The 12,682-nt window shown below is 64.8% G+C and carries 12 protein-coding genes, 1 pseudogene and 1 other annotated feature; of the genes and pseudogenes, 4 read left to right on the top strand and 9 right to left on the bottom strand.

Translation table 11 applies throughout. From position 1 onward, the window contains the following. Positions 1 to 53 precede the first annotated feature (53 nt). The 3 genes from merA to VQ042_RS12965 all read left to right on the top strand — a co-directional run bounded on the left by merA (position 54) and on the right by VQ042_RS12965 (position 3,465). On the top strand, positions 54 to 1,505 hold the full coding sequence (gene merA / locus VQ042_RS12975; RefSeq protein WP_331819886.1) for a mercury(II) reductase: 1,452 nt from the start codon (positions 54 to 56) through the stop codon (positions 1,503 to 1,505). Between the two features lie 140 nt (positions 1,506 to 1,645). Further along, complete coding sequence (locus VQ042_RS12970) at positions 1,646 to 2,230, top strand: urease accessory protein UreH domain-containing protein (RefSeq protein WP_442880077.1); 585 nt, start codon at positions 1,646 to 1,648, stop codon at positions 2,228 to 2,230. Next, positions 2,227 to 3,465, top strand: coding sequence for an MFS transporter (locus VQ042_RS12965; protein WP_331819882.1), 1,239 nt, complete (start codon positions 2,227 to 2,229; stop codon positions 3,463 to 3,465). The genes VQ042_RS12970 and VQ042_RS12965 overlap by 4 nt, the downstream gene beginning before the upstream one ends. Positions 3,466 to 3,620: 155 nt before the next feature. Here VQ042_RS12965 and VQ042_RS12960 read toward each other — a convergent pair whose 3' ends face one another. The 7 genes and pseudogenes from VQ042_RS12960 to VQ042_RS12930 form a co-directional block, all read right to left on the bottom strand. Then, the gene (locus VQ042_RS12960; RefSeq protein ID WP_331819880.1) at positions 3,621 to 5,051 is read right to left on the bottom strand and encodes a dihydrolipoyl dehydrogenase; all 1,431 of its coding nucleotides are present in this window, start codon (positions 5,049 to 5,051) and stop codon (positions 3,621 to 3,623) included. 151 nt (positions 5,052 to 5,202) lie between these two features. Continuing rightward, positions 5,203 to 5,763 carry a peroxiredoxin-like family protein gene (locus VQ042_RS12955; protein ID WP_331819878.1) on the bottom strand — a complete coding sequence of 187 codons (561 nt, stop codon included), beginning with the start codon at positions 5,761 to 5,763 and terminating at the stop codon, positions 5,203 to 5,205. A 13-nt stretch (positions 5,764 to 5,776) separates the two neighbouring features. Further along, positions 5,777 to 6,322 carry a cysteine hydrolase family protein gene (locus tag VQ042_RS12950; RefSeq protein ID WP_331819876.1) on the bottom strand — a complete coding sequence of 182 codons (546 nt, stop codon included), beginning with the start codon at positions 6,320 to 6,322 and terminating at the stop codon, positions 5,777 to 5,779. Positions 6,323 to 6,775: 453 nt separating this feature from the next. Then, a pseudogene (locus VQ042_RS12945) lies at positions 6,776 to 7,066 on the bottom strand (transposase); the annotation flags it as partial. Between the two features lie 283 nt (positions 7,067 to 7,349). After that, the gene (locus VQ042_RS12940) at positions 7,350 to 7,916 is read right to left on the bottom strand and encodes an NYN domain-containing protein (RefSeq protein ID WP_331819875.1); all 567 of its coding nucleotides are present in this window, start codon (positions 7,914 to 7,916) and stop codon (positions 7,350 to 7,352) included. Continuing rightward, a complete protein-coding gene (locus VQ042_RS12935; protein ID WP_331819873.1) occupies positions 7,916 to 8,770 on the bottom strand; it encodes a universal stress protein in 855 nt (284 codons plus the stop codon). The genes VQ042_RS12940 and VQ042_RS12935 overlap by 1 nt, the downstream gene beginning before the upstream one ends. 11 nt (positions 8,771 to 8,781) lie before the next feature. Continuing rightward, positions 8,782 to 10,266, bottom strand: a complete 1,485-nt coding sequence (locus VQ042_RS12930) for a SulP family inorganic anion transporter (RefSeq protein WP_331819871.1) — start codon at positions 10,264 to 10,266, stop codon at positions 8,782 to 8,784. A gap of 58 nt (positions 10,267 to 10,324) precedes the next feature. Further along, positions 10,325 to 10,373: a sequence feature (sul1 is cis-regulatory element that is thought to sense ions involved in sulfur or methionine metabolism; They are found in Alphaproteobacteria), on the bottom strand. A gap of 438 nt (positions 10,374 to 10,811) precedes the next feature. Here VQ042_RS12930 and VQ042_RS12925 point away from each other — a divergent pair. Continuing rightward, complete coding sequence (locus VQ042_RS12925) at positions 10,812 to 11,411, top strand: ABC transporter permease (RefSeq protein WP_331819869.1); 600 nt, start codon at positions 10,812 to 10,814, stop codon at positions 11,409 to 11,411. A gap of 10 nt (positions 11,412 to 11,421) precedes the next feature. On the opposite strand, the gene VQ042_RS12920 is transcribed toward VQ042_RS12925, so the two are convergent. Beyond that, positions 11,422 to 11,859, bottom strand: coding sequence for a YqaA family protein (locus VQ042_RS12920; protein ID WP_331819867.1), 438 nt, complete (start codon positions 11,857 to 11,859; stop codon positions 11,422 to 11,424). After that, on the bottom strand, positions 11,852 to 12,682 hold an 831-nt coding region (locus tag VQ042_RS12915), incomplete at its 5' end, for an MFS transporter (RefSeq protein ID WP_331819865.1). The genes VQ042_RS12920 and VQ042_RS12915, both read right to left, overlap by 8 nt.

Here is a 12,682-nt window from a genome sequence, read left to right as displayed (position 1 = left end):
TTTCGGGGTGTCGCCAAGGCGATTGGTCCCACCGACACAGAAAGAAATCGACAATGGACCAGCGCGTAGACACCCATGACTGCTGCACACCCGACAGCGCAAAAACCCGGGAATTTGATCTTGCCGTCATCGGCGCAGGATCGGCGGGGTTTTCCGCCGCGATCACGGCGGCCGAGGGGGGCAAGCGTGTGGCGCTGATCGGGCATGGCACCATTGGCGGCACCTGCGTGAACGTGGGCTGCGTGCCGTCCAAGACGATGATCCGCGCGGCTGAGGCCCTGCATAGTGCGAAAGCCGCTCAACGGTTTCCCGGCTTGCAGGGTGAGGCGCGGGTGGACGACTGGGCGGCGCTGGTTGCGGCCAAGGACGATCTGGTCGGGACGCTGCGGCAGAAGAAATACGCCGATCTGCTGCCGGGCTACGATGGCGTCACCTATATCGACGAGGGTCCAGCGCGGCTCGTCCCTGACGGTGTCGAAGTCGGCGGGCGCAAGATCACAGCATCCAAGGTCATTGTCGCCACCGGCGGGCGGCCCGCCGTTCCCGACATCCCCGGTATCTTAGACGCGCCAACGCGCGACAGCACGTCGCTTCTGGAGCTGGAGCGGCTGCCCGAGAGCCTGATCTTTCTCGGCGGCGGCTACATCGGCGCGGAGCTGGCGCAGATGATGGCGAGGATGGGCACGCGCGTCACCATCGTCTGCCGCTCGCGCCTGCTGTCGCGCACCGAGCCGGAGGTGTCCGACGCGCTCACGGCGACCTTGCGCGCCGAAGGCATTACGATCCTCGATGGCGTGCGCTATGACGCCGCGCGGCGCGACGGGGACCGTGCGGGTCTGACGGTGACAGTGGGCGGAGCATCGCGGGAGCTGACGGCGGACCACCTCGTCCTGACCACGGGGCGCGCGCCAAACACCGAGGGGCTGGGTCTGACCGAGATGGGCGTCGAGACCGACCGGCGCGGCGCGATCAAGATCGACGACGACATGGCCACGACACGCCCCGGCATCTATGCAGCGGGCGACGTGACCGACCGCGACCAGTTCGTCTACATGGCCGCCTATGGCGCCAAGCTGGCCGCGCGCAACGCGGTGTTGGGTGGGGCGGAGCGCTACGACAACGTCGCGATGCCCTGGGTGGTATTCACCGACCCGCAGGTGGCTGGCGTGGGCCTGACTGAAGCGCAGGCGGGCGAAGCTGGGCACGAGATCAAGACCAGCCTTGTCGGCCTCGACAATGTGCCTCGCGCGCTTGCAGCACGCGATACGCGGGGCCTGATCAAGCTGGTAGCAGATGCCAGGACCGACCGCCTGCTGGGCGGCGTGATCATGGCGCCCGAAGGGGCCGATAGCGTGCAGACGCTGGTCATGGCGCTGACGTTCGGCATGACGACCAAGGCGCTCGGCGAGACGATCTTTCCCTACCTCACCACGGTCGAAGGCCTGAAGCTCGCCGCCCAGACGTTCGACAAGGACGTGGCGAAACTATCGTGCTGCGCGGGATGAAGCTTGACCTTCCAGTTGCAGGAGTCTGTTAAAATATTGACGTCAGCACAACCTGGTAATTCATGGACGTCTCATTGATCCCTCTGGCGCTGGGGCTCGGGCTGCTGGGCTTCATCGAACCCTGCACGATCGGGGCGCACATGCTGTTTCTCGGCGCGCAGCGGGCACGGCCGATGCGAGAACGCCTCGGCGCGGTAGTGATCTTCGTGGTTGCCCGACTTCTCGTCATGGGCGGGTTCGGCGGGCTGATCGTGTTCCTTGGGCAGGAGCTGATCGGCGCACAAACGGGCTTCTGGCTCATCTTCGGACTGATCTATCTCCTGATTGGCGGCCTGATGCTTGGCGGGTTCGGGGGGCGGCTGCGCCGCCGCATCCGCATTGCGTCCGAGGCGTGGCGCACGGCCTCGAACCCGATTTTGCAGGGGGTCGCTTTCGGCCTCAACATTCCAGCCTGCGCCGCCCCCATTCTGTTTGCCCTGATCGGGGTGGCGACGACAACGGGATCTGTGCTGACCGGGTTTTCCCTGATGGCGATCTTCGCCCTGGCCCTGTCTCTACCGCTTCTACCGCTCTCGGCATGGCCGGTTCTTGCTCGACCTCTCGATCGGCTCGCCGACTGGCTGCGTCCGAGACGCGCTGTCCTCGGTGTGGTCTTCATCGCCCTCGGTCTCTGGTCGGTCTGGTTCGGCCTGTTCGTCGACCCGGCGGATTGGGCCGGCACATGACGCCGCGGCGCAGGTTCTGGCACGTCGCAGGGGCGGGCACCGCGTTTCAGGCAGGCTCGGCAGGCGTCGACAGCGCGACGGTGATGTCGGCATTGGTCTTTCAACTGACCGGCAGTCCGCTGGCCGTGGGTGCGGTCACCACCATCCTGCGCATGGGCTGGTTGCTGCCGCAGATCCTCATAGGTTTTCTCGCAGGGCGCAGCGGCGCGTCGATGCCATACTACATCGTTGGGGCAGTCGGCAGGGCGGCGGCCATCGCCCTTCTGGCCGGACTGCTGTGGCTGGGGTCGCAGGCGGGCTGGAGCCATGCCGCGCTTGGGGCGGGAACGCTGATCCTCTGGACACTTTACGCCGGGCTCAGCGGCATCGTGGGCGTGCCCTATAACGACATCGTGGCGCGGTCCGTGCCTTCGGAGATGCGCAGCCGGTTGCTGGCCTTGCGGTTCTTCGGGGGTGGGCTGGTCGCGCTCGCCGTGGCCGTCTTTGCCGACAACCTGTTGCACACGCTGACGTTTCCCCTGTCCTTTGCCGCCATTCTTGGCGTCGCGGCGATGCTGATGGGGCTGTCCGCTCTGGTTTTCCTGGCGATGGGCGAACCTGAGCGCATTGTCGCCTCCAAGGCGCCCACGCGGTTCTCCGTCTACCTCCGCGAAGGGATCGAGACGTTCCGGACCAATTCAAGCTTTCGCCGCTTCGTGTTCGCCCAATGGTGTGGCGCCGGCGTGATGATCGCCATGCCTTTCTACGTCGTCGCCGCCGAAGGACTGGGGATCGGGCTTGAGAATGTCGCGCTTTTACTCGGGGCACAAACCGCCGGAGCGCTTGTGTCGAACTCCCTTTGGGGGTGGTGGGGAGACAGCCGAGGCAAACTGAGCCTGATGCGCCTCGTCGCGGTCTTGCGCATGGCACCGCCTGTGTTTCTGTTGGTGCTGCTCGGGGTTCCCACCTTCGCCATCCCAATTCTGCCGATCCTGATCTTGATCTTCATCCTGCTCGGCGCTCTGGCTAACGGGCTGACGATCGCGGTGCTCGGGCTGCTAATGGAAATATCGCCCGAAGATCGGCGTCCCGCCTATAGCGGGTATTTCAATGCGCTCACGGCGCCGTCCTATGTTCTGCCGCTATTGGGTGGGGTCCTGTTCAGCCTTGCCGGGGCGGCAAGCGTGTTCATCGTGTCCCTGCTTGCGGCAGCAGGTCAGGCAGCGATCCTGCAGAGGATGAAGACAGGCGACTGAAGCGACACCGCGCCGCGCGCGCCCCATGGCATCGGGGCGAGGGTCGCGGGTCTGGATTTCCGTGCCATGGATCGGCCCTGTCCGGCCTTGGATGCGCCTGCCGCGATTGAGCGCGCCTCGCAGGGTCCGTCGCGCGGTGTCCTTTTCTGTCGGCGTCAGGCACCTGGGCCGCAGTCGATGGAGCGAGGTGGATTTTCAGTGCGACGGCCCAGATTCACGCTCAGATTGCGCAGGGCCGTGCGCAAGCCTTCCTCGATCACCGGGTGGTAGAAGGGCATCTCCAGCGCCGTCTCCACATCCATGTCGGCCTGCACCGCCCATGCCAGCAGATGCGCCAGATGCTCGCCCCGCGGCGCGACCATCTCCGCGCCGAGCAGACGGCCCGTGGCGCGCTCCCCATAAACGCGCAGCAGACCGCGGTTCTGACGCAGCACCCGGGCGCGGCCCTGGTCGGCGAAATCAACCTCTCCTGTCGCGAAGTCGCATGACCTTTCGGAAAGCTCGGCGAAGGATGCGCCCACTGTTGCGATGTTGGGATCGGTGAACACGATCCCCAGCGGCGTGCGGCGGCGGTGGGTCTGCACCTGCGGAAAGCGCCCGGCGTTGTCGCCAGCGATGCGGCCGTCATCGGCCGCCTCGTGCAGCAGCGGGATGCGAGCTGCGACATCTCCCGCGAAGAAGATGTGGCCGCCGTCAACCTGCATCGTCAGTGGATCGACCTTGGGCGCGCCGCGTTCATCCAGCGTCAGACCCGAGGCGGCAAGGTTCAACCCGTCGAGAACCGGGGCCCGACCCGTCGCGGCGAGAAGCCAGTCGAACCGCTCTTCGTGCATGGCGTTCCCCCCGCGGAAGCTTACCACCACAGTATCGCCCTCACGGGTGATCCCTTGCACGTCGGCGTCCGGGTCGAACGGCAGATCGGCGCCAATGATCGCCGCAGCCGCGTCGCGCACCGAAGGATCGCTCAGTGATCCGACGCCGCCGCCCTTGCCGAACAGTCGCACGCGCACCCCCAGGCGGTTTAGCGCCTGCGCCAACTCCAGCCCAAGAACCCCGCCGCCGAATACTGCGACGGCGCCCGGCAGATCGGTCCAGTCGAACACGTCGTCGTTGACGATCAGCCGGTCGCCAACCGCGTCGAACACTTTCGGTATAACCGAAGCAGATCCGGTTGCGACAACGATGCGCGCGGCGTGCACGACCTCTTCGGTGTCAAGCCGCAGAGTGTGCGGATCCTCAAACCTCGCGCATCCTTTCGAGCGGAGGGACGGATCGAACCCTTCTACCGTTTCGTTCACAAAGCCGACGAAGCGGTCGCGCTCGCGCCGCACCCGGTTCATGACTTCGACCCCGTCGATACGCGGCGCGGTGGCAAGAACACCGAATCCAGCGGCCCTGCGTACGGCTTCCTCCGCCTCGGCCGCTGCGATCAGCAGCTTCGAGGGCATGCAGCCGACCCGCGCGCACGTGGTGCCGTAGGGGCCGCCCTCGATCAGAACGATGTTGTCAGTATGCTTCAGCGCCGCGCGATAGGCCCCCATGCCGGCCGTGCCCGCGCCGATGATGGCGACGTCAACCTCGCGCATGGCTCTGTTCATCCACCAGCGGTGGCTGACCACCACATCTTTTGTCAGCACGCTTCATGGTGATGTCGCCCGTTCACTCGGATCGGATCGAAAAACGCGCCGGAAAGTAGGTAACCCTATCAGCGCGTCAGTTGCGGGCATCATCGACACCTCAGGCCGCCAGACGGCCACGGATCGGATAGTCATTATCACGGATGAACTTCAGCCCCTTGGCAAGGCCGCCAAGATCCGGTCTTGCGAACGGCGCGTTCGAGATGTCCACGACCTGCAGCAATCCATCAGCGTTGATCACGAACAGGCCCGGCTCGGCGAAGGGACGGTCGGTCTCCTTCTCCGAGCGCGGTTCCGAGACATAGAGGCCGAGCGTCCGCATCTGCTCGACGGTCAGGTCATAGCCGACCGAGAACGACACGCCGATCTCATCGGTGAAGCTGCGGGCGCGATCTTCGGGATCACCGGAGACAGCGACGACGCCGACCCCAGCCTTGGCGAATTCGGGCGCCATGCGCTCAAGTTCCGCAAGGTAGGTTCTGCAGATCGGGCAGTGCTTCCCTCGATAGATCACCACCATCTGCCAGTCGTGATCGTCCGTTGGAACGCCGAAGCGCAATTCACCGCCGCCAAGCTGTGGCACGGTGATTTCGGGAAGGCGCTCACCTGCGTTGGGTTTGTTTGTCATGTCCATTTCCTCTTTCGTGTTGAAGTTGGACAACGCAGCATTGCCGTTACATCGCTTGGAGCACTTCAACTGCCTCTCGGGTAGTCAAGACCTTACTGGCGATGAAGTTGAAGTTGATGACGGCGGCCTGGTAGCCGTCACCAAGATCCGGATCGATTGCGACTGCGGTGGCGTCTGAAACGACGAACACTTCGAATCCCTGTTCAACCAGATCGCGCATGTGCGACTCAACGCACAGGTTCGCCGACATCCCGGCCAGAACGACCTTCCCGATCCCGTGTTTACGCAACTGCAGCGCCAAGTCGTTGTTCTGGGGCCCGTAAACCTTGTGAGGACTGACCACGATAACGTTGCTATCGGTCAGCAGCGGCTTTAGCCGCTCCAGCCAGTCAGCCCCAGATCTGTCGAATCCGGACAGGTCCAGCGGACCACTGCGGGCAAACATGCCGATTTCATGCATTTTATATTCGAGGGTGCCTCCAAACTGCCACTCCTTGTCCGCTGGATAGTAGTAGTGCGGAGACACGAAAGTCCGGTAACCAAGGAGCCGGTCGTCGCCATTCGCACTTCGGTAGACGGTTCGGAGTGTCATCCAGATGCAACGCGCCAGTGACCTGAGCGATCCCAAGAATCCTCTCGATCCCTGAACACGCATCGCTGCGTATTTTTGTCGCCGTAGACACCGATCTTCTCTCCGAAGACAGGGTGGGACCGTCGGCAAGCGGGCCGCCCATCGGCGGTGCAAGTTGCGTAGCCCCTGCAGAGCGGGCAGTCAGGCACCCTAACCCCTCAGGACCGACATGGGAATTGCATGACCCGTGCCGTATAAGCCGCCTCGGCGCTCGCCGAGATCGCAGGTTGCTTTGCCTTCTGGGCGAGGCTTAATCTCGATCGGTCACCGCTCTGACTCGTACCTGGGATGCTCTCGCTCGCAGCATTTGCCTGGCTCTCAAGCCGGTCCCTTCGGACGTTGTCCGCCACAGCAAGGGCAAGGCGGGCGAGTGGCCGACGGCGAGCTATGGCCGGAGTTGGGTGACGGGGCCGATCAGGCGGCGCGTTGATCGGCGGTCGCGGTGAACGCGACGCCGTCGGTGAACTTGATGCCAGCGATGACCATAGGCAAGCGATTATCGCCTTTCAGCCGCCGCCAGGTCTTCGATGCGGCGATAACGAGCTTGAAGACCATCAACCGGGCGGTCTTCTGCGACAAGGCTCCCTTTGTTCTGACCGTCCGGTGCCGGACCGTGGCGAAGACGCTCTCGATGGGGTTCGAGGTCCGCAAATGGTCCCAGTGCTCGGCCGGAAAGTCGAAGAAGGCCAGGAGCGCGTCGCGGTCAAAGGCGAAACGGGCCACCCCGAGCCGGCGATAATGGCGCAGCAGTGAAGGGATGTAGGTCGCGGCGTCCTTGACGACGCAGATCAGGATGATCTCGTCCGCAGGCGGGTCAGACTTTGCCGCCCCGATCCGTGTCAGGTCGACGGGACCCCATTTTCTGGCGCGCCAGCGATAGCGCGCATTTCGATAGGCGAGGGTCAGCTTCTGAAGTGGGGACAGAGTGGGGACAGGCGCCCAACGGCGGCCCAATCTCGGGGGTCTCTGATCGGATAATGCATGCCGCCTATTCGAATCCCTTCGCCCTGTGACGTTGAAAATTTGAGACGAGGTAATCGGAGAGATCGCGATATTCGTCTGCTGTATCGAGCAGAAGCGGCGACGCGCGGATCGCAGTCGGAACGTCGAGCGCTGTGGTGACCACCACGCGGATGCCTCGGTCCTGAAGCGCACGAACCAGTGGCACTTGCTTGCGATCCCCGGCGAAGAGGATGACGCGGTCCAAGTTCTCGCAATTGGTCAGTGTTTCGACCGCAAGCTCGACCAGGTTGGTCCCATAGCGCTCTCTGGAATCGATTCTCATATCTTCCGGGAGCGAGCCCTTCACGGCAATGCCGGAAGAGGCAACTCGCATCAGCAGAGCGGCCTGACCCTTGCGCTCTGCCTCGTCTCTTAGATCCTTGTAGTAGACCGCCCTCGCGAGGCGGTGCGGGTGGACGAGACGAGAGACCAGCTCTTCGAAGCGTATCGACAAGGCGAGCGCCTTTCGAAGGCGATCGCAGTGGCTCCCGTCGAAGACAACGGCAACGTTCTCAATGCCGCTTTCCCTCGCCCCGGTATCGGAAACGGTCATCACCTGATGACCAGCACCGGCACGGTGCAGGCCTGGATCAGCGCCGTCGTCGTCGAGCCGACGATGAGGTTGCGGATCCGCGAGTGGCCGTACGCGCCCATGACCAGAAGGCCAATGCCGTCGCGCTTCACTTTCTCAGCTATCACCGTTTCCGGTTCGCCGCTCTCGACACCGACGGTGACGGCATAGCCGGCAGCCGCGAGCTGCTCGCGGGCGCCTTGCAGGCGCTGGCCGGGCTCGCCGCTTCCGTCACCGACCATGAACAAATGGCAGGCGACGTCCTTGAGCAATGGGCTCGCCAGAAGCCGCTCGACGATCATCGGCGAGCTGCGGCCGCCGTCGAAGGCGACCATGAAGCGCTCGATCGGCTGGAAGGCGCGCGAGGCCACCAGCAGCGGCTTGGTCATCGAACGCACCACCCGCTCGAGGTTCGACCCGAGATGGCCCTTAGCAAAGTCGGCGGCCTCGCCGCGCTTGCCGATGACCACCAGCCGGGCCTCCGGCTCGATCTCCTTGATCGCGTCGGTGACCTCGCCGTTGCGCAACCGCTCCGTCACCTCGGACACGCCGTCGGCCTTCACGCGCGCCGCCGCCTGTTCCAGGATCAGCCGACCGCGCTGGCTGGCAAGCTTCGCCCGTTGCGCATCGTGCTCGGCGAGTTCGGCGAGCAGCGTCTCGCGGCCACCGAATTCCAAGCTGCCGCTGAGATCGAACGGTCGGCTCGACGTCTCGCGGCGGCCGAGCGCGTGGAGGATCTCCACCGGCACGTCCAGCCGCTTGGCGGCCCAGGCTGCATGGTCGCAGACGCTCGTCGCGTAGTTCGAACCGTCGATGCAGGCGATGATCTTGTTCATGGCAATCCTCCCTAGTGAGCCGAGAGGCTGTCCATCGCCCCGGGCCTGTCATGGATGGCGAGCTTGTCGACGATCGTCGCGCTCGCTTCGTTGAGGCCGAGGATTTCCACCTCGGCACCTTCCCGCCGGAACTTAAGCACCACCCGGTCGAGGGCGGCGACTCCAGAGAGGTCCCAGATGTGTGCGGCGCCGACGTCGATGACGACCTTGTCGAGCGACTCCTTGAAGTCGAATGCCTCGGCGAACTGGTCGGTCGAGGCAAAGAACACCTGCCCCTCGACACGGTAGGTCCGGGTGCGGCCTTCCTCCGACAGATCCGAGGTGACGCGGAAGATCTGCGCCACCTTCCAGGCAAAGAACACGCCGGATAGCATGACGCCGACGAGCACGCCGATCGCGAGGTTATGGGTCCACACGACGGTGATCACGGTCGCCAGCATGACCACCGAGGAGCGCCGCGAATGGTCGCGCAGGTTCTTGATCGATCCCCAGGAGAAGGTGCCGATCGACACCATGATCATGATCGCCACCAGCGCCGCCATCGGGATTGCCGCTACCCATTCGCCGAGGACGACGATCATGAAGAGGAGGTACACACCCGCGGCAAAGGATGAGAGCCGGCCCCGGCCACCGGACTTCACATTGATGATCGACTGGCCGATCATGGCGCAGCCAGCCATGCCACCGAGAAAGCCGGTCACCGTGTTGGCGATGCCCTGCCCGACGCATTCGCGGTTCTTGTCGGAGCCGGTGTCGGTCAGGTCGTCGACGATCTGCGCCGTCATCAGCGACTCGAGCAGGCCGACCACCGCCACCGCCGCCGCATAGGGCAGGATGATCATCAGCGTCTCGAGATTGAGCGGGACGTTCGGAATGAGGAAGAACGGCAAGGTCGAGGGGAGCTCGCCCATGTCGCCGACGACGCGCAGATCCAAGCCGAAGAACAGCGACACCGCAGTCAGGACGACGATCGCCACCAGCGGCGACGGGATCGCCGTGGTCAGGCGGGGAAACAGATAGATGATCGCTAACCCGGCCGCGACCATAACGTAGGTAAGGCTCGGGACCCCGACGAGTTCGGGGATCTGCGCCATGAAGATCAGGATCGCCAGCGCGTTGACGAAGCCGGTCATGACCGACCGCGAAACGAAGCGCATGGCGTTGCCGAGCTTCAGGAAGCCCGCCGCGATCTGCAAGAGTCCCGCAAGAACCGTCGTGGCGAGCAGGTATTCCAGCCCGTGATCGCGCACCAGCGTAATCATCAGCACGGCGGTCGCGGCCGTCGCGGCCGAGATCATCCCCGGGCGCCCGCCGGTGAAGGCGATCAGCACGGCGATCGAGAAGGAGGCGTAGAGGCCGACCTTCGGATCGACGCCGGCGATGATGGAGAAAGCGATGGCTTCGGGGATCAGCGCAAGGGCGACGACGAGCCCGGCGAGAAGATCGCCACGCACGTTGCCGAACCACTCGCGACGGAGTGTTTCCATGGAATTCATTGATTGCTTTTTGCAGGGAGGAGCGAGGTGTCGGCCGCGGCTCGACAGATCGGTCGTAAATTAGCCGGGGGATAGGCGCCCGGCGTAGCCACCCAATTGGGTCCTTGCGTGCCTACCTTCTGCCATCTCGCAACTGCAAAATCAAGCTGAGCCATCGGTTCGTGCTCTCAGAGCTTGCTCCCGAATGGCGCAAGTACTTGTGTCGGAACAGCTATTGTCTGCCTTAGCACCTTCAGCGCTAGAAAGCGCCTTGGCCTCTACCTAGGACTGAACCGTCATAGACATGTTGAGTACGCACAGTCGCCGGGGCGCAAGTCAGGCTGATGTTGTAATACATTAATAAGCCGGAGGCGAGGGGTTTAGACCGATCATGGATGTCGGGATCTGTGGCCTGGATTCCCAGACGCTGCCGCCAAAACGGTATATGCGCTTTCGATGCTCCCCTATCTCGTCCAAATCCAGACGGAACTCCACGCCGGATTGGCCGACACCTGAAAGCCTTTGCCGAGAGCCGGGACTGGTTCTCGCTCGCGTCCGTCCTCCCAATGGGGATCCTGTTCGGGGCGATCCACGCGATCACGCCCGGCCACAGCAAGACGGTCCTCTCCGCCTATCTGGCGGGATCGCCCATAGGATGGCGACGCAGCCTCGGCGTCACCTTGGCGCTGGCGTTCACGCACGTGTTGACCGCGGTCGCCATCGCCTGGCTGTCGCTTCCCCTGGTGAAGTTCGCTTTCGGGCGCGATGCCGGGCAGGCCCCTCTCCTGATGAACGTCAGCCGCGGGATCCTCGTCGCCGTCGGCCTCTGGATGCTGTGGCGTGCCGCACGGGGGCCGCGTGGACACGTGCACGGCGGAGCCTGGGTCGGGATGGCGGCTGGACTGATCCCTTGCCCGCTGACCCTCTTCGCCATGACCTTCGCGGTGACCCGAGGTGTTCCGGAAGCGGGGATCGCCTTTGCCTTCGCGATGATGATCGGCGTCGCGTTCACCCTTTCCGTCGTCGCGCTCGCGACGGTCTTCCTACGAGAGCGGGCGGCCGCGATCCTCGGTGGCGCAGGTTGGGTGGCGGCGGGTCGGGGAATCGAGGCGGCTGCCGGGGTGTTCCTCATCGTCATCGCGATGGCCGAACTGTCTCGACCGTGACCGGCGGCCTTCACGGTTCGCTCCCACCCATAGCCATCGCACCGCCCGCGACGACGAGATAGCGCCCGAGCTTGCCGATTCCGAAGAGGAGCGTGAACTGCACGATCGGGACACGCAGCGTCCCGGCGATCACGGTCAGCGCGTCGCCGACGACCGGCGCCCAGGCGAACAGGAGCGATCCCATCCCGCAGCGTTGGAAGAGGCCGGAGAAGCGATCGATCTGCCGTGGGGATACCGGGAACCAGCGATGGTCGCGATAGTGCAAGAGAAAGCGGCCGCAGGCCCAGTTCGTGACGGAGCCGAGGGTGTTTCCGACAGTTGCGGTGGCGATGACGAACAATGGCTCGCCCGTCCCGCGGACGAGCAGCACCTCGGAGGCACCCGGCAGGATGCTGGCGGCCAGAAAGGCCGACCAGAACACCCCGGCATAGGCCGTCAGGTCACCCACCAGCGGTGCCGGTCGGCCAGGTCGCGTGGTGGTCGTCGATCACCAGGGCGTGCCGGTGGCGGACCGGCTGGTGGCGATGCGGATGGCTGTGTGGCTCCGGGCCTTCCCAGCCTTCGTGTTCGTGCCGGTGGTGCTCGTCGTGGACGTGAGGGGTGTCATGCGCGAATGCCTGGTGGACATGCGCGACCTCGACGGGATCGTTCGCGGGCCAAAGGACCAACGCCGAGGCAACGCCCGCCGCCGCACCCGCCGCCATGACGAGGAAGGTGGGACCGAGGCCGATCGTGGCGCCGAGCCACCCGGCCGCCGGATAGGTGACGAGCCAGCAGGCGTGCGAAAGGGCGAACTGGGCGGCGAACACGGCGGGCCGGCTCTCACTGTCCGAGGAGCGGCGCAGGAGAAGTCCGCCGGGCGTGCCGATCGCCGAGGCGGCCGCGCCGAGCAGCGCCCAGAGGAAGAGGCTGCCCGTCCATCCGGGGCCTGGACTGGCGGCGACGAGGAGACCTGCCATGGCGCTCGCACCCATGAGCATGACGGTGCGGGTGGGAACCCGGTCGAGAAGCCGCGAGAGGAGTATGGCGACGGCCATCGAGCCGAGGCCATAGGCGGCGAAGAGGAAGGCGACGTCGTCGTTGGTGCCTCCAAGATCGGCGCGCACGAGCACGACGGTGTTGACGATCACCATCGACCCGCCCGACGAGGCCGCGAAGGACAGTGCCAAGAGGCCCCGCAGGCGCGGCGTCGCGAGGTAGACGCGGATGCCCCGGGTCAGCTTGTCGACGAACCGCCCTCCTGCGGCGGCCTTCGCGACCGGAAGCGCGAC

The sequence above is a fragment of the Aurantimonas sp. A2-1-M11 genome (assembly GCF_036549475.1).
Classification (GTDB): Bacteria; Pseudomonadota; Alphaproteobacteria; order Rhizobiales; family Rhizobiaceae; genus Aurantimonas.
This window is presented reverse-complemented; position numbering and strand designations above follow the sequence as displayed.